General features: G+C 56.6%; 14 protein-coding genes. 5 read left to right on the forward strand and 9 right to left on the reverse strand.

Annotated elements, in window-relative coordinates; all coding sequences use genetic code 11:
• Positions 1-119: 119 nt before the first annotated feature.
• Complete coding sequence (gene zinT, locus BMF08_RS16220; RefSeq protein WP_072568574.1) at positions 120-743, reverse strand: metal-binding protein ZinT; 624 nt, start codon at positions 741-743, stop codon at positions 120-122.
• Between the two features lie 242 nt (positions 744-985).
• Between zinT and nifJ the strand changes: the two genes are divergently transcribed.
• Both nifJ and BMF08_RS16230 read left to right on the forward strand, forming a co-directional pair.
• Complete coding sequence (nifJ, locus tag BMF08_RS16225) at positions 986-4510, forward strand: pyruvate:ferredoxin (flavodoxin) oxidoreductase (protein ID WP_072568575.1); 3525 nt, start codon at positions 986-988, stop codon at positions 4508-4510.
• 150 nt (positions 4511-4660) lie between these two features.
• A complete protein-coding gene (locus BMF08_RS16230; protein WP_072568576.1) occupies positions 4661-4873 on the forward strand; it encodes a KTSC domain-containing protein in 213 nt (70 codons plus the stop codon).
• Between the two features lie 4 nt (positions 4874-4877).
• Here BMF08_RS16230 and BMF08_RS16235 read toward each other — a convergent pair whose 3' ends face one another.
• Positions 4878-6149, reverse strand: a complete 1272-nt coding sequence (locus tag BMF08_RS16235; protein ID WP_072568577.1) for a Y-family DNA polymerase — start codon at positions 6147-6149, stop codon at positions 4878-4880.
• Positions 6150-6151: 2 nt separating this feature from the next.
• A complete protein-coding gene (locus BMF08_RS16240) occupies positions 6152-6571 on the reverse strand; it encodes a translesion error-prone DNA polymerase V autoproteolytic subunit (protein ID WP_072568578.1) in 420 nt (139 codons plus the stop codon).
• A gap of 314 nt (positions 6572-6885) precedes the next feature.
• On the opposite strand from BMF08_RS16240, the gene ttcA reads away from it, so the two are divergent.
• Entirely contained in the window at positions 6886-7821 is a 936-nt protein-coding gene (gene ttcA / locus BMF08_RS16245) for a tRNA 2-thiocytidine(32) synthetase TtcA (protein ID WP_072569454.1), read from the forward strand.
• Positions 7822-7863: 42 nt separating this feature from the next.
• Here the strand turns inward: ttcA and dbpA are convergent, their stop codons facing one another.
• The 4 genes from dbpA to BMF08_RS16260 all read right to left on the reverse strand — a co-directional run bounded on the left by dbpA (position 7864) and on the right by BMF08_RS16260 (position 11837).
• A complete protein-coding gene (gene dbpA / locus BMF08_RS16250; RefSeq protein ID WP_072568579.1) occupies positions 7864-9237 on the reverse strand; it encodes an ATP-dependent RNA helicase DbpA in 1374 nt (457 codons plus the stop codon).
• A 61-nt stretch (positions 9238-9298) separates the two neighbouring features.
• Complete coding sequence (gene ynaL / locus BMF08_RS21260) at positions 9299-9448, reverse strand: proline-rich small protein YnaL (RefSeq protein WP_199775927.1); 150 nt, start codon at positions 9446-9448, stop codon at positions 9299-9301.
• A 275-nt stretch (positions 9449-9723) separates the two neighbouring features.
• On the reverse strand, positions 9724-10707 hold the full coding sequence (gene zntB, locus BMF08_RS16255) for a zinc transporter ZntB (RefSeq protein WP_072568580.1): 984 nt from the start codon (positions 10705-10707) through the stop codon (positions 9724-9726).
• Between the two features lie 35 nt (positions 10708-10742).
• Complete coding sequence (locus tag BMF08_RS16260; protein ID WP_442778365.1) at positions 10743-11837, reverse strand: methyl-accepting chemotaxis protein; 1095 nt, start codon at positions 11835-11837, stop codon at positions 10743-10745.
• A gap of 594 nt (positions 11838-12431) precedes the next feature.
• On the opposite strand from BMF08_RS16260, the gene BMF08_RS16265 reads away from it, so the two are divergent.
• Complete coding sequence (locus tag BMF08_RS16265; protein ID WP_072568582.1) at positions 12432-14012, forward strand: sensor domain-containing diguanylate cyclase; 1581 nt, start codon at positions 12432-12434, stop codon at positions 14010-14012.
• 26 nt (positions 14013-14038) lie between these two features.
• Here BMF08_RS16265 and BMF08_RS16270 read toward each other — a convergent pair whose 3' ends face one another.
• A complete protein-coding gene (locus BMF08_RS16270; RefSeq protein ID WP_072568583.1) occupies positions 14039-15655 on the reverse strand; it encodes a peptide ABC transporter substrate-binding protein in 1617 nt (538 codons plus the stop codon).
• 159 nt (positions 15656-15814) lie between these two features.
• Here BMF08_RS16270 and mpaA point away from each other — a divergent pair, with 159 nt between their 5' ends.
• Positions 15815-16528 carry a murein tripeptide amidase MpaA gene (gene mpaA / locus BMF08_RS16275; protein WP_072568584.1) on the forward strand — a complete coding sequence of 238 codons (714 nt, stop codon included), beginning with the start codon at positions 15815-15817 and terminating at the stop codon, positions 16526-16528.
• Here mpaA and ycjG read toward each other — a convergent pair.
• Entirely contained in the window at positions 16519-17484 is a 966-nt protein-coding gene (ycjG, locus tag BMF08_RS16280; RefSeq protein WP_072568585.1) for an L-Ala-D/L-Glu epimerase, read from the reverse strand. The genes mpaA and ycjG overlap by 10 nt on opposite strands.
• Positions 17485-17500 lie beyond the last annotated feature (16 nt).

The raw sequence follows: 17500 nt of genomic DNA on the forward strand, positions 1-17500 counted from the left end.
TGACGTCGAGAGCCAGACTGCGCTTTTTCTGTCCGGCCATGAGAATTTCCCCATTTTGCGGTATGGCTCCCAATTGGTCAGGACGTAAAAAAACCCGCCGCAGCGGGTCCTTTTCTTAATCAATGATGAAGCATTTCATCGACGACCTGCTCGTTAGTCAGCTGATACGGATAATAGGTCGGCCAGTTATCCATCTCTTTCAGCAGAGCGTCCTGCGAGGTATTGCCGGTGAAAATGTGGTAATGCGCGGATTTGCGCGGGCCGATGGTGTGATCGCTGAACTGCACGAACTTCGGCGCTTTACTGTTGGCATCCTTACATTCGAACAGGTAGCGCACGCCCTTCTTGCCCGAGGTATAGGTGAGGATTTTGTAGCCCGCGTAATCGTACTTACAGGCGTTAACCACGTCGCCGGTGTGGAATTCCATCACGCCGTTTTCAATGCCGATAGTGTCCACTTTCGTGGCGTAGCCTTTGCGGTAATAGGCTTTGTACTCGTCAGCGGTTTTGCTCTTGTCCTGTTCCGCTTTCTTCTTGAATACCGGATCCAGTTCGCCGCTTTCCAGCAACGGATAAACGGATTGCCATACGCCGTCCCAGTCGCTCAGGCTACGATCTTTTACGTCGCTGTCCTGGAATACGCCGTTCGCGGCTTTTTGTTCCATTTCGGTCAGCGGTTTTCCGTGAGAATGATGACCATGCGCCAGCGCCTGCCCGCTCAGTAAAAGCGCCCCGAGCGCCATTGCCACTGTTCCATATTGCTTTATCAAAACGCTACCCTCATTAAGATTTAGAAACATGGATGTTATGATATAACATTTATATTTTCAAGCCCGACCATTAAACATCAATTCATTGACCGGGGTTATGAGGAGTACACAAAAGCGAAAATGGCTTCAGAGGGGATTTGCTAAAATAGAAGCATAATTACAGGGCACGCCGGTGTTATGCGTGTCCCTTTTATTGCGCAATGTAAGGGTGTCCTATGATCACAACTGACGGTAATGGCGCAGTCGCCTCAGTGGCGTTCCGCACCAGCGAAGTTATCGCCATCTACCCTATTACCCCCAGCTCGACCATGGCCGAGCAGGCTGACGCCTGGGCGGGCAACGGGCTGAAAAACGTCTGGGGCGATGTCCCGCGTGTGGTGGAGATGCAGTCGGAAGCCGGGGCGATTGCCGCGGTGCACGGCGCGCTGCAAACCGGGGCGCTTTCCACCTCTTTCACCTCGTCACAGGGCCTGCTGCTGATGATCCCCACGCTGTATAAGCTGGCCGGGCAGTTAACGCCTTTTGTGCTGCACGTGGCGGCGCGCACCGTGGCGACCCATGCGCTGTCGATCTTTGGCGATCACTCTGACGTCATGGCTGTGCGCCAGACCGGCTGCGCCATGCTGTGCGCCAGCAGCGTGCAGGAAGCGCAGGATTTCGCGCTGATTTCCCATATCGCGACGCTGAAAAGCCGGGTGCCATTTATTCATTTCTTTGATGGTTTCCGCACCTCCCACGAAATCAACAAAATCGCCCCGATCGCCGACGAGACCATCCGCGCCCTGCTGCCGCAGGAGGAGATCGCCGCCCACCGTGCCCGCGCCCTGAATCCGGAGCATCCGGTGATCCGCGGCACCTCGGCGAACCCCGATACCTATTTCCAGTCCCGCGAGGCGACTAACCCCTGGTACAACGCCGTTTACGATCGCGTTGAGCAGGCGATGGATGATTTTGCCGCCGCCACGGGTCGCGCTTATAAGCCGTTTGAATATTACGGTCACCCGCAGGCTGAACGCGTGATTATTCTGATGGGCTCGGCGATCGGTACCTGTGAAGAGGTGGTGGATGAATTACTCACCCGCGGCGAAAAAGTCGGCGTGCTGAAAGTGCGGCTGTTCCGCCCGTTCTCGGCGCGACATTTGCTGGCGGCGTTGCCGGAAAGCGCGCGCACTATTGCCGTGCTGGATCGCACCAAAGAGCCGGGCGCCCATGCGGAACCGCTCTATCTCGACGTGATGACCGCGCTGGCGGAAGCCTTCAGTAATGGCGAACGCGACGCCCTGCCGCGCGTCATCGGCGGGCGCTACGGCCTCTCCTCCAAAGAATTTGGCCCGGAGTGCGTGCTGGCGGTATTTAATGAATTGCAGTCGGCAAAGCCGAAACCGCGCTTTACCGTCGGCATTTACGATGACGTCACCAACCTGTCGTTACCGCTGCCGGAGAATACCCTGCCGTCAAAAGCCAAACTGGAGGCGCTGTTCTACGGCCTCGGCAGCGACGGCAGCGTGTCGGCCACCAAAAACAATATTAAGATCATCGGTAACTCGACGCCGTGGTACGCCCAGGGCTATTTCGTGTACGACTCCAAAAAAGCCGGTGGCCTGACGGTGTCGCACCTGCGCGTCAGCGAGCAGCCCATTAACTCCGCTTATCTGATTTCGCAGGCGGACTTTGTCGGCTGTCACCAGTTGCAGTTTATCGACAAGTACCAGATGGCGGAGCGCCTGAAGCCGGGCGGTATTTTCCTGCTCAACACGCCTTACGCGCCGGATGAGGTGTGGACGCGACTGCCGCAGGATGTGCAGGCGGTGCTGAACCAGAAAAAAGCGCGGCTGTGGGTGGTCAATGCGGCGAAAATCGCCCGCGAATGCGGCCTCGGCGCGCGTATCAATACCGTGATGCAGATGGCGTTTTTCCATCTGACCAACATTCTGCCGGGCGACAACGCGCTGGCAGCGTTACAGGGCGCCATCGCCAAAAGCTACAGCAGCAAAGGCACGGAGCTGGTGGAGCGTAACTGGCAGGCGCTGGCGCTGGCGCGCGAGTCGTTGTCAGAAGTGCCGCTGCAGTCGGTGAATGCCGCCAGCCCGCACCGGCCGCCAGTGGTGTCGGATGCCGCGCCGGATTTCGTGAAAACCGTGACCGCTGCCATGCTCGCCGGTCTGGGGGATGCGCTGCCCGTCTCTGCCCTGCCGCCGGACGGCACCTGGCCGGTGGGCACCACCCGCTGGGAAAAACGCAATATCGCCGAAGAAATCCCCATCTGGAAACCGGAGATCTGCACCCAGTGTAACCACTGCGTCGCCGCCTGCCCGCACTCTGCCATTCGCGCCAAAGTGGTGCAGCCGGAGGCGATGGAAAACGCGCCTGCCAGCCTGCAATCGCTGGACGTCAAATCCCGCGATATGCGCGGCCAGAAATACGTGTTGCAGGTCGCGCCGGAAGACTGCACCGGCTGTAATCTGTGCGTTGAAGTGTGCCCGGCTAAAGATCGCCAGAACCCGGAGATCAAGGCCATCAATATGATGTCGCGCCTGGAGCATGTGGAAGAAGAAAAAGTGCATTACGACTTCTTCCTCGATCTGCCGGAAATCGACCGCACGTCTCTTGAGCGTATTGATATTCGTACCTCGCAGCTGATCTCGCCGCTGTTTGAATATTCCGGCGCCTGCTCTGGCTGCGGCGAAACGCCCTATATCAAACTGCTGACGCAGCTGTATGGCGACCGGATGCTGATCGCCAATGCCACCGGCTGTTCGTCCATTTATGGCGGGAACCTGCCGTCCACGCCCTACACCACCGACCGCCATGGCCGTGGTCCGGCATGGGCCAACTCACTGTTTGAAGATAACGCCGAGTTCGGGCTTGGCTTCCGTCTGACGGTGGATCAGCATCGTCAGCGCGTGATGCGTCTGCTGGACACCTTTGCCGATCGTATTCCTGCCGACCTTAACGATGCGCTGCACGCCCCCGCCACGCCGGAAGTTCGCCGTGAACAGGTCGCCGCCCTGCGTCAGCAGTTGGCCGGTACCGACGGCGCGGAGGAGCTGCTGACCGACGCCGACGCGCTGGTGGAGAAATCCATCTGGCTTATCGGCGGTGACGGCTGGGCCTATGACATCGGCTTTGGCGGACTGGATCACGTGCTGAGCCTGACGGAAAACGTCAATATTCTGGTGCTGGATACGCAGTGTTATTCCAATACCGGCGGCCAGGCCTCGAAAGCCACACCGCTGGGCGCGGTCACCAAGTTTGGCGAACACGGTAAACGTAAAGCGCGTAAAGATCTGGGCGTCAGCATGATGATGTACGGGCATGTGTATGTCGCGCAGATCTCGCTGGGGGCGCAGCTTAACCAGACGGTGAAAGCCATTCAGGAGGCGGAGGCCTATCCGGGGCCGTCGCTGATCATCGCCTACAGCCCGTGCGAAGAGCACGGTTACGATCTGGCGTTAAGCCACGATCAGATGCGCCAGCTCACCTCAACCGGCTTCTGGCCGCTGTACCGCTTCGATCCGCGTCGCGCCGACGAAGGTAAAGTGCCGCTGGCGCTGGACTCCCGTCCGCCGTCTGAGGCGCTGGCGGATACGCTGATGAAAGAGCAGCGTTTCCGTCGCCTGAACGCCCAGCAGCCGGAAGTGGCGGAACAGTTATGGAAGGACGCCGCCGCCGATCTGCAAAAGCGCTATGACTTCCTGGCGCAGCTGGCCGGTAAAGCGGAAAAACACCCGGCGGAATAAGCCGTCATCCGGGCCGAATGCTGGCCCGGTACTTTCTAAAGCCCGGTGCCCATCGGGCTTTTAAGCCCCCTGAAAGGCCGTTATTTCATCACCCGATATGCTGTAAAAAATGATAATCTTGATGAATGCCGAGCTGTTAAGGACACCACCGTGCGCCATCATCCCGTAAAATCATCGCGAATTGCCTCCATCGGGTACGAAGAAAGCACCCGTACGCTGGAAGTGCGGTTTCATAATAAAAACGTTTACCAGTATCGCGGCGTCCCCTCGCGCATTTTCAGCGTCTTTCTGACGGTCGTCTCGAAAGGCCGCTTTTATGATGGCGTGGTGAAAGGAAAATATCCGGAGCACCGCATCGCCTGATCTTTTATCCCACCGGCACCATCAGAAAATCAGAAAACCGCGTGGTGTAGCGCGGCGACAGCATTTCACGTTTCATCTGCCACTCCTGACGGATCCCCTGCCCGGCGAAATAGAGCGTCCCCCGTCCTTTTTTGCGGTTCAGTTCATCAAGCGTCGCCATCAGCGCCTCGCTGCCGGGCCGCGGGGCATGGTCATCAAACAGATTAAGCTGGGCGACGCCCTGGCTGAAGAAATCCCCCAGCATGACGCCCGCTTTCTGATAGTGGAATCCCTCTTTCCAGATGAGTTTCAGACAGCGCGTGGCGGCGTCAATAATATCCCGGCTGTCCTGAGTGGGCGTCAGCAGGCTGATGGAGGCGCTTTTGCCATAGTAAGGCTCGTTTAACGCAAAGGGCGAGGTCTTCACGAAGGCCGAAATAAACCGGCAGTACTGGCGTTCCGCCCGCAGTTTTTCCGCCGCGCGAAAGGCATGGCTGCAAATGGCCTGACGCATGTGCTCATAGTCCGTCACCCGCTCGCCGAAGCTGCGGCTACAGATGATCTCCTGTTTGGTCGGGGTCAACTCCTCGAACGCCAGGCAGGATTCGCCGCGCAGCTCGCGCACGGTTCTTTCCAGCACCACGCTGAAATGTTTACGGATAAAGTTAATGTCGGCATCGGCCAGCTGAATGGCTTTGCTGATCCCCATTGCCTCCAGCCTTCTGGCGATGCGCCGCCCGATGCCCCACACCTCGCCCACATCCAGCCGCGCCATCAGCTTGCGCTGCCGCTCCAGGTTCGACAGATCCACCACGCCGTTAAACTGCGGCCAGCGTTTGGCGGCATAGTTAGCCAGCTTCGCCAGCGTCTTGGTTTGCGCGATGCCAACGCCAACCTTCAGGCGGGTATCCCGCGCGATGGTCTGGCGGATCTCCTGGCCGAACGCCGTCAGATCGCGACAATTGCGCACGCCGGTTAAATCGCAAAAGGCTTCGTCGATGGAGTACATTTCCACGCGCGGACAGAGATATTCCAGCGTGTCCATTACCCTTTTGCTCATGTCGGCGTAGAGCTCATAGTTACTGCTGAAACAGGTGATGTTATGGGCGCGAAACAGATCCCGCTGTTTGAAAAAAGGCGCGCCCATTACCACGCCGTATTTTTTCGCCTCGGCGCTGCGGGCAATCACGCAGCCGTCATTATTGCTGAGCACCACTACCGGCTTACCCCACAAATCAGGCCGGAATATGGTTTCGCAACTGGCATAAAATGAGTTGACATCCACCAGAGCAAACATAATCAGCGTGTCGCTTTTACGATAAAGGTGACCACGCCGAATACTTCCAGCGCATCTTCGCTCAGGATGGGAATAGGTCGATAGGCGCGGTTGAGCGGATTAAGTTGCAGGACGGGACGAAGCTGGAGTTGTTTGACGGTAAATTCGCCGTCGACGGCGGCAATAATAATATCGCCATGATCGGCTTTTAGCGAGGCATCCACCACCAGCAGATCGCCGTCGCTAATTCCCCCTTCAATCATTGAATCGCCCGCAGCGCGGACAAAATAAGTGGCTGAGGGATGCTGAATTAGCCATTCATTCATATCGAGCGTTTTTTCAACATAATCCTGCGCGGGAGAAGGAAAACCGCACTGGACAAGATCGCCGAACAAAGGGAGCGCGTAAACCACGCGCAGTTCAGCAGGGTGATAGCACTTCATGGTGAGTCACCTTATTTGTTTTTACTGTGTATTTATACAGTAGATTTATATATTACGCTGATCAAGTCCCTGCCTGAGCCGAAAAGTCTCATAGAATTGGCTTTATAAGATAAATTTCATTATTAATTAATGATTTAGATATATGTGTAAATTTTTCACGATGACGTGTGACTGCGTAGTTCTTGAACGAGACGGCGTATTCCGGCGAAAGGAGTAATCAGACGAATTTATTGCTACAATCGTGCCCGGCGGATCTGACCCAACACCAGGGTGGATGCCATAAAATGCCATCATCCGAACTGAGCCACTATTACATGTCGCAAAATCAAGAAGTTAACAAAAAAGAACAGTATAACCTGAACAAACTCCAGAAGCGTCTGCGCCGCAATGTGGGTGAAGCCATTGCGGACTTCAACATGATTGAAGAAGGCGATCGCATTATGGTGTGTCTGTCAGGCGGTAAAGACAGCTACACCATGCTGGAGATCCTGCGCAATCTGCAGCAGAGCGCGCCGGTCAATTTCTCGCTGGTGGCGGTTAACCTCGATCAGAAACAGCCTGGCTTCCCGGGTCATATTCTTCCTGAATATCTCGAACAGCTCGGCGTCGAATATAAAATCGTTGAGGAAAATACCTACGGCATCGTAAAAGAGAAGATCCCGGAAGGTAAAACCACCTGTTCACTCTGTTCGCGTCTGCGTCGTGGCATTCTTTACCGTACCGCCACCGAGCTGGGCGCCACGAAAATCGCCCTCGGCCATCATCGCGATGACATTTTGCAAACGCTGTTTTTGAATATGTTCTATGGCGGCAAAATGAAAGGCATGCCGCCGAAGCTGATGAGCGACGACGGCAAGCATATTGTGATCCGTCCGCTGGCCTACTGCCGCGAGAAAGACATTGAGCGTTTTGCCGAAGCGAAAGGCTACCCGATTATTCCGTGCAACCTGTGCGGTTCGCAGCCGAACCTGCAACGTCAGGTGATTGGCGACATGCTGCGCGACTGGGATAAACGCTATCCGGGCCGTCTGGAAACCATGTTCAGCGCCATGCAGAACGTGGTGCCATCGCACCTGAACGACGTTAACCTGTTTGATTTTAAAGGTATTACGCAGGGGGCTGAAGTGGTGGATGGCGGCGATCTGGCCTTCGATCGTGAATCCATTCCGCTGCAACCGGTAGGCTGGCAGCCGGAAGACGAAGACGCTCAACTCGATGAGCTGCGCCTTAACGTTGTTGAAGTGAAATGATGTTGCGCCTCTCTGGTCATATGGCCAGAGAGGCATTAAGGCTTATTTCAGTAAACGTACGCGGCAGGTCTTGCCTTTAATTTTGCCGCTCTGGAACTGCTTCCACGCCTGACGCGCCACGCCCTGACGCACCGCCACATAAACATGTGCCGGATGAATGGTAATCTTACCGATATCTGCGCCATCCATGCCCATATCTCCGGTCATCGCCCCCAGCACATCCCCGGCGCGCATTTTGGCTTTTTTACCGCCATCAATGCACAGCGTCGCCATTTCCGCTTCCAGCGGCACAACTTTCACGTTTGCTGGCGGGTTCAGCCAGTTCAGCTTCAGTTGCAGCATTTCAGACAGGATATTGGCGCGCTGGGCTTCTTCCGGGGCGCAGAGGCTGATCGCCAGACCGCTGTTACCGGCTCGCGCCGTACGGCCAATACGGTGCACGTGCACTTCCGGATCCCACGCCAGCTCGTAGTTCACCACCAGTTCAAGGGACTTGATGTCCAGCCCGCGGGCCGCCACGTCGGTCGCCACCAGGATGCGGGCGCTGCCGTTGGCAAAGCGCACCAGCGTCTGGTCGCGGTCGCGCTGCTCCAGATCGCCATGCAGCGCCAGCGCGTCCTGCCCTGCTTCGTTCAGCGCATCGCATACTTCCTGACAATCTTTTTTGGTGTTGCAGAATACCACGCAGGACGCCGGGCGGTGCTCGCTCAGCAGCTTTTGCAACAGGCTGATTTTGCCGTTGCGGGAAACTTCAAAAAATTGCTGCTCAACGGCAGGCAGATCGTCGACGGTATCAATTTCGATAGTTTCCGGATCGCGCTGCACGCGTCCGCTGATGGCGGCGATAGCCTCCGGCCAGGTGGCGGAAAACAGCAGCGTCTGGCGCGAGGCGGGCGCAAAGCGAATCACCGCGTCAATGGCATCACTGAATCCCATATCCAGCATGCGATCCGCTTCATCCATCACCAGCGTTTGCAGGTGATCGAGCGCCACGGTGTTCTTTTGCAGGTGATCCAGTAAACGCCCCGGCGTGGCGACGATAATATGCGGCGCATGTTGCAGCGAATCGCGCTGCGCGCCGAATGGCTGGCCGCCGCACAACGTCAGGATCTTAATGTTCGGCATAAAACGCGCCAGGCGGCGCAGTTCGCTGGCAACCTGATCCGCCAGTTCACGGGTCGGGCATAAAATCAGCGACTGCGTCTGAAACTGGCTGGCGTCAATGTGCTGCAACAGCCCTAAGCCAAAAGCCGCCGTTTTCCCGCTCCCGGTTTTTGCCTGCACGCGGACATCTTTCCCGGCAAGGATCGCGGGCAACGCCGCTGCCTGGACAGGTGTCATGGTCAGATAGCCCAGTTCGTTCAGGTTCTCGATCTGGGCGGCGGGTAGAGCATTCAGGGTAGAAAAAGCGGTCACAGTATATTCTCGCGATAAAAGGCCAGGTTCAGCAGGCGCGTATCCTCTCAGATCTGCCCGCTCAACGCGACAATTTAATCGGCACCTCGTCCGGCGGCGGATCGGGTAAAGGCTGTGGATGGGGAATGGGATCGGGCACCGGAACCGGGTCAACGGGGATCGGGTCGGTGGGCAGCGTATCAACAGGATTAAACAGATTGAGACGGGACATAGTTACCTCCGCGTGAATGAAGCACACCTTAAGGGTAGAAGCTCACGGAAAAGAGGCAAAAAAAAGCCGACTCTTTAAAGCCGGCGTCGTACGAATCAATTGTGCTATGCAGTAATTCAAAAAAAGGAAGTAAGACAATATGGAGCGCAACGCCCATCGCTTGACGTTGCATTCACCTGCGGGAGAGATAGTGCCCTGAATGAACCGGCGTTTTATTGATTTCGCTCAACTAAGATGGCCTTTTCATGTTTGCATTTTGTTAAAAAGGTTAAAATTTACAACCATTTACTGCGATGTAACCACCAGGTAACTCCGCCGATCAATACCACCAACATCAGGCAGAAGATCGCAAAGCCGAGATGCCAGCCGCCGCCGGGAATGCCGCCGAGGTTAACGCCGAACAGCCCGGTCAGGAAGGTACTGGGTAAAAACACCATTGCCATCAGCGACATGGTGTAGCTGCGTCGTGACAATGACTCCTGCATCACCTGGGTGATCTCATCGGTCATCACGCCCGTACGGGCGATACAGGCGTCGATTTCATCCAGCCCGCGTCCCAGCCGGTCAGAAATATCCTGCATACGGCGGCGCTGATCGTCATTCATCCACGGAAAACGCTCGCTGGCGAGACGGGCATACACATCCCGCTGCGGCGCCATATAGCGCCGCATTACGATCAGCTGTTTGCGCAGCAGAGCCAGAAAACCCCGCGGGGGAATTTGCTGATCGAGCAGGTTATCTTCCAGATCGATGATTTTGTCATGCAGCACTTCGATAAATTCGCTGGCATGATCGGTCAGGGCATCGCAGACATCCACCAGCCAGCCGCCGACGTCCGTCGGCCCGGTGCCTTCCTGGAGATCGTGCACCACGTCATCCAGCGCCAGCACTTTACGCTGCCGTGTCGAGACAATCAGCCGCTCATCCATATATAAACGCATCGCCACCAGCTGATCCGGGCGCTCATCGGTGCTGCCGTTAATGCAGCGCAGCGTGATCAGCGTCCCCTCGCCTAAGCGGCTGACGCGCGGCCGCAGGCTGTCGCCCGCCAGCGCATCGCGCACGTTGTTGGGAAGCAAAGGCGTGGTCGCAAGCCAGGCCGCGCTCTCCTGATTGGTATAGTTGAGGTGCAGCCAGCATGGATGCTTGTCGTCAATAACGTCTTCATCGCTCAGCGTCGTCACGCCGCCTTTACCATCCAGCAGCCACGCATAGACTGCATCCGGGACGTTAACGTCCGATCCCTTAATTGCCTCCACGGCCCCTCCGCATTCAGCACTGTAATGAAAACAGTCTAGCTGTCTGCCGGGCTTAAGCAATCAGAAAAGGTGCCAGTGCGCTGAATTTTATGGAGAAATGCCGCGCCTGCCTGCGCCACTGGCTGCGGCGCGTTTTCCAGCCGGAAACTGCGCGTTCTGCCCTGGAGTTCAAGCACCTGGCTTTTCAGCACATCCGCCGAGCCGGACAGCTCATCCACCATAGTGACATTGCTTTGGGTGAGTTTTTCCAGCTCTGACAGCGCCTGGCTGATTTGCGCGATACCTTTTTCCTGTTGCAGCGTTGAAACCGAAATCTCATCCATAAGCTGGCTCACCTGCCCGGCCCCGGCGACGATCTCCTGCATGTTTTTACCTGCTTCTTCGACCACCTGCGCGCCCTGGCTGACGTTTTGCGTCGTCACCGCGATCAGCGATTTGATGCTTTTGGCGGCTTCGGCGCTGCGGTGCGCAAGGGTTCTGACCTCTCCCGCTACCACCGAGAAACCTTTACCATGATCCCCCGCACGGGCGGCTTCCACCGCGGCGTTAAGGGCCAGAATATTGGTCTGGAACGCGATGCCGTCGATCATGGCGATAATGTCGGTCATCTGCTGCGCACAGTCGGTAATGGACTGCATATTGTTCGAGACTTGATCCATTAGCTCACCGCCCCGGCGCGCGCTGCCGGTGGCTTCGCTGGCGTACTGCGTGGCGCGCCGGGTGTTTTCCGCGTTATTTCTGGTGCTGGCCGCCATTTGCTCCATGCTGGAAGCGGTCTGGATCAGCGCGGCGGACTGCTCTTCGCTTTTCACCGCCAGCTCCGCGCTGCGGGAGTGCAGCTGCCCGGAAAGATCCATGGCCGCCTGCGAGGAGGCGCGGATTTCCCGCACCAGCGTGGCGATGTTACTGGAAAGATGATTGATGCCCGGGATCAACCGCCCCGCACAGTTGTTACCGAAAATCGGGATGGTAATAGATAAGTTACCGGCGATGACTTCATCGATGCTTTTTTTAACGGTATTGATCGGCGAGACTAAATAAAACGTCATATATGCCCATAATAAACCGAGCGTTATCAGCGATAAAATAGCCAGCAGAGTAATTAAGGTGCCGTCTTTTGAGACGGCCATCACTATTATTTCCATGACAACAAATGTACTCAGCAGGAATAACATGATGAAGGTTCGAACACTAATATGTTTAAGCATAAACAGGCCTGCTAATACGTCAGGGAGGGATTCAGTAGTTTTATAGCATCTGGAATACCCTTTTTCACTCTCATTTTTAAGGCGCATCATGTTCGCCGTTAATAGCGGAAAGTTTTACCCAAGGGATAATTTTTCACTACTTAAAATATTTTCATAAGTGGATAACACTGCATCTGTAGCATAAACGTGTTTGACGCCGCAGCGCGGTTGTCTCAGGGATAAGCATGAAGAAATATTTAGCGTCCTTTCACACTCCGCCCCTGAAATTTAATGTAGCCACACTTAAATGCGAAGAAATAATGTGCAACGCAAAAGCTAATGCGCCTTTTTAATAATTCGGTGATAAAGGCTGACGCCAGCCAAAAATTCCGGCGCGCATAATCTGTTATTTGACCGCTTTGTTACAGCGCCTCCTCCCGCCGGGACAGGGTAAAATCGCTTAATAAACAAACAGCTTTTTAGCGCCTGGTTTGCTAACATAGCGCCCCTTTTACCTGCTATCGACGACCAACCGGCATGTCCAAAAAAAGAATCGGGCTTCGTTCGCTATTGATCATCCTCTCTGTGGGCAGCGTCACGCTGACCTCCCTGCTTCTGCTCAGCACGCTGTGGCTCATACAGAAAGAAAATATTGAGGACAGCCTGCTGCGCAGCAATATCGCCTATGCGCGCAAACTGGCGGACACCACCGACGGCTACTTTTCCACAGCGCAGCGCGAACTGGCCTACAGCGCACAGCAAATCAAAACGCTGCGCGATGAGGATAATCTGCATCGCGAAGCGGAACGGTTACGCCTGCAATCCGGATTTTTTAACTCGGTGGTGATCGTCACCTCCCAGGCGGTGGTGGCTGCCGCCTCGCCTGAAAGTCTGGGGCTGGTCGGGCAAAAGCTCACCTCTGACGCCACCAGGCGCGCCATCGCCCTTAAACAACCCTTTATTTCCAGTCCGTTTATGTCAGCTGCCGGAAATTATGTGGTGTTTATCTCCCAGCCGCTTTATGCCGCTGACGGACATTATCTCGGCTTTGTCGGCGGCTCTATCTATCTGAAAAAGCCGAGTATGCTGAGCAATATTATCAGCCAGCATTTTTATGAAGATGATTCTCAGGTGAGTATTGTCAGTAACGATGGCAAAGTTATTTATAACCACGATCCGTCCCTCGTCGGTGGCCATATCGCGGTTAATCCTGATCTTAAAGATAAATTAATCCACGAACAGAGCGGTAAATATTTACTGACTCATCAGGGACAGGAATATCTGCTCGGCTATGCCAGCCTGAAGGCGACCGGCTGGAATGTTTTTATTTACGGTACCTCAGATAATGTGCAGCGTATTCTGGCGCTGACGGCGGAAAACGCCACCTGGATCCTGCTGACGCTGATCAGTCTGATGATCACGCTGGTGGCCTGGCTCTCCTCGCGTATCTCCGCGCCGCTGGAAAAACTGGCGGAACTGACGCGCTCAGAGGACAGCACCCGCACGCTGAAAGCGCTGCCGGGGATCCAGGCCTGGTATGCGGAGGCGGCGAATCTGCGGGAAGCGGTGTATCACCACGTGCTGATGATGGTCAACCGGGTCAGCGCGCTGAACGACGAGGCGATGACCGACCCGCTCACTGGCCTGTATAACCGTCGGGGTTTCAGAGAGATGACCCGCCGCTACCGGCACAGCGATCACCACTGCCTGCTGGCGCTGGATATCGATCACTTTAAGGTGATCAACGACGAGCACGGCCATGACGCCGGGGATGCGGTGCTGATAAGCCTGGCGGTATTGCTGAAAGCCGTCTGCCGCGAGAGCGACATTATTAATCGCTTCGGCGGTGAGGAGTTTGTGATCTTCCTGCCGGACACCTCGTTGAGCGAGGCCATCGCGCTGGCGGAGCGTATCCGTAAAACGGTGGAAAACACCGATTTCCCGTACACGCACAAGATGCGGCTTTGCGGCGGCGTGGTCAGTTTGCAGGATGAAGGTAACGATATGGAAGCGGCGCTGCGGCGGGCGGATGTGGCGCTTTATAATGCCAAAGCCAGCGGCCGCAACCGCGTGATGTTCAGCAAAGGCGATGAGATTTACCCTCACCAGGCGGGATAACGGGCTGGCAAGCCAGCCCGCGTCTGTCAGTGCTGCAAAATATACATCGTGCGGGTGTAAGCCACGTCTTCCGGATTGTTAATCGGATAGCCTTTCAGCCAGGGTTTGATCAGTCGTCCGTTACTGTACTGGTAGATAGGCGCAATCGGCGCTTTTTCGGCAATGATTTTTTCCGCTTCGTTATAATCGGCATTACGCGCTTCCGCAGTGGTTTCCTGCGCGGCCTGATTCAGTACTTTATCGTAAGCCGGATCGTTAAAGCGCGAAATATTGCCGCTATGGCTGGAAGCCAGCAGCGACAGGAAAGTTGACGGCTCGTTGTAATCCCCCACCCATGACGCGCGGATCACATCAAAATTGCCGGTGTTGCGGCTGTCGATGTAGGTTTTCCACTCCTGGTTTTGCAGCTTCACATCCACGCCCAGATTTTTCTTCCACATCGACGCCACCGCAATGGCGATTTTCTGGTGCGTTTCCGAGGTGTTATACAGCAAGGTCAGATCCAGCGGGCGCTGCGGGCCGTAACCTGCCGCCTGCAACAGGGTTTTCGCCTGCGCGTTCCGCTCTTCCTGGCTCATGGAAGCAAAAGGCGATGGCGAAGCTTTAAACCCGGCCGTCACGTCCGGCGTGAAATGCCACGCGGGTTTCTCGCCGGTGCCCAGCACTTTGTCCGCCATCAGCTGGCGGTCGATGGTCAGGCTTAACGCCAGACGCACACGCGGATCGGCGGTCGGGCCTTTCTGGGTGTTAAAGGCGTAATAATAGGTGCCCAGCTGCGGCGGCGTGTAGACCTGGCCCGGAATGTCTTTCATCAGCTTCTGATAGAGGTTTTTCGGGAAGGATTCGGTGATATCAATATCGTCCGCCAGATAGCGTTTGGTGGCGGCGCTCTCCTGGTTGATCGGCACAAAAGTGACCTGCTGGATCACCGTACGGGCATTGTCCCAGTAATTGACGTTCGGCACCGCCACCAGTTTTTCGTTCACCACGCGATCTTTTAATACATAAGCGCCGTTACCGATGAGCTTGCCGGGCTTCGTCCACTCCGCGCCCTGCTCCACATTCGCTTTCTGTACCGGATAAAACGCGAAGCTGGCGGTCAGATTGGCAAACCAGGGCAGCGGTTTATCAAGCTGAACGCGCAGCGTGTGGGGGTCAACGGCAGTGACGCCGAGCTTGTCCGGCGTGGCTTTGCCGTCAATGATGTTTTGCGCATTGCTGACGCCCGCCAGCGCCGCAAACCAGGCGAATGGCGAAGTGGTTTTCGGATCGACCAGCCGCTGCCAGCTGTAGACAAAATCCTGCGCGGTCACCGGCGTGCCGTCCGACCATTTTGCATCGTCGCGCAGAGTAAAGGTCCAGACGCGGTTATCGTTGCTCTGCCATTTGGTGGCGACGCCGGGCACCAGCTCGCCCTTCTCATTCTGATTCACCAGCCCTTCGAACAGATCGCGGATCACCTGGATTTCCGGCAGGCCAACGGCTTTAGCCGGATCCAGTGATGCAGGCTCGTCTTTAATGTGGCGCACCAGCACCTGCTTTTTCGCCAGCACTGCGCCCGCTGGCACCTCGGCGGCAACAGAAAGCGACGAAAAGCTGCACATCAACAGCGCACAACAGGTTAGCGAAACGGAATGTTTCATGAGATCCCCTCAAAAGTAGGTGCCGGCCGGCGAAAGATGAGGTAATTATTTGTTTTAACAACTGGGAAAGCAAACATATCCCTTCAGAAAATAACGATTTGAAAAGGATCGTGTTTTGCTTAACACTTTTAACCATCACCCGACAGAGTAAGGATGTCTATGTCCGTTTCCCTTCCGCGCGCCGAACGAGGGGCTTTTCCCCCGCTGACGGAACATTATGGCATCTCCGGGCTTGGGGCGCCGCTGATCTGGTTTCCCGCGCCGCAGGCCTCGTCGGACAGCGGGCTGATCATTGCCGGTACCCATGGCGATGAAAATGCCGCCGTGGTTACGCTGTCATGCGCGCTGCGGACGTTAAGCCCGCAGTTTCGTCACCATCATGTGGTGCTGGCGGTGAACCCGGACGGCTGCCAGCTCGGTTTACGCGCCAATGCGAACGGCGTCGATCTGAACCGCAACTTTCCGGCGGCCAACTGGCGGGCCGGGGACACGGTGTATCGCTGGAACAGCGCCGCCGAGGCGCGGGATGTGGTATTACAGACCGGCACGACGCCCGGCTCCGAACCGGAAACGCAGGCGCTGTGCCAGTTGATCCACCGTATTCATCCGGCATGGGTGGTGACCTTTCACGATCCGCTGGCCTGTATTGAAGATCCCGCGCAAAGCGAGCTGGGGGCGTGGCTGGCGCAGGCGTTCGCCCTGCCGCACGTCACCAGCGTCGGCTATGAAACGCCCGGCTCTTTTGGCAGCTGGTGCGCCGACATTGGCCTGAACTGCATCACCGCCGAGTTTCCGCCCATCTCAAACGATGAGGCGAGCGAAATCTATTTGCAGGCGATGATGGATCTGCTGCGCTGGACGCCTCAGAGGTGAAGCTGACCGGTGGAGAAGCGCAGCCCCGGCTCCACGTCCACCGCCAGCCAGGTCGGGCCATCCAGATCGGCGAAACGCACTTTTCCCGCCAGCGGCAGCGCCGCGCTGATGGCCCGCGAGGTGCAGAGCATACAGCCGAGCATCAATCCCAGCCCCTGCGCTGAAGCGGCGTCCGCCAGCGCCAGCGCCTCGGTCAGGCCGCCGGTTTTATCCAGCTTGATGTTGATCATCTCATAGCGGCCCTGCAAATTTTGCAGGCAGCTGCGCGTGTGGCAGCTTTCATCGGCGCAGATGGGCAGCGGATGGATAAAATTCGCCAGCATGGCGTCATCGCTGGCGGGCAGCGGCTGCTCCAGCATCGCTACGCCCAGATCTGCCAGCAACTGGCAGCGTGCCGCCAGCCCTTCGCTGTGCCAGGACTCATTGGCATCGACAATCAGGGTGGCGTCGGGCACCGCCGAGCGTACCGCCACCAGCCGTTCGCTGATAAACGTATCATCGAGTTTCACCTTCAGCAGACGCGCGCCCTTTTCCCACAGCGCCGCCGCGCTGGCCGCCATCTGCTGCGGCGTGCCGATCACCACCGTTTGCGCGGTGGTCACCGTGCCCGTCAGCGGCACGTGCAGGAGATCCATCAGATTCTGTCCTGCGCGACGCGCCTCCAGATCCCACAGGGCGCTGTCCACGGCATTACGCGCCGCGCCAGGCGGCAGGAGCGATTGCAGATCCTGACGCGTCAGCCCGCCTTCCAGCTGCGGCACTACGGTCATGATTTGCGCGATCACCGAGGCATCGCTTTCACCATAGCGCGGATAGGGCGTACATTCGCCCACTGCCCGCACACCATTCTCTTCCAGTTCAACCACCACCACCCGCGCTTCATTGCGGCTGCCACGCGAGATCACAAAGGGCGTATGCAGCGGCCAGTTCTCTTCATAAACCTTGACGGTTCTCATTCCGTTACTCCTCAGG

This window comes from Enterobacter sp. SA187, assembly GCF_001888805.2.
Taxonomy (GTDB): Bacteria; Pseudomonadota; Gammaproteobacteria; order Enterobacterales; family Enterobacteriaceae; genus Enterobacter_D.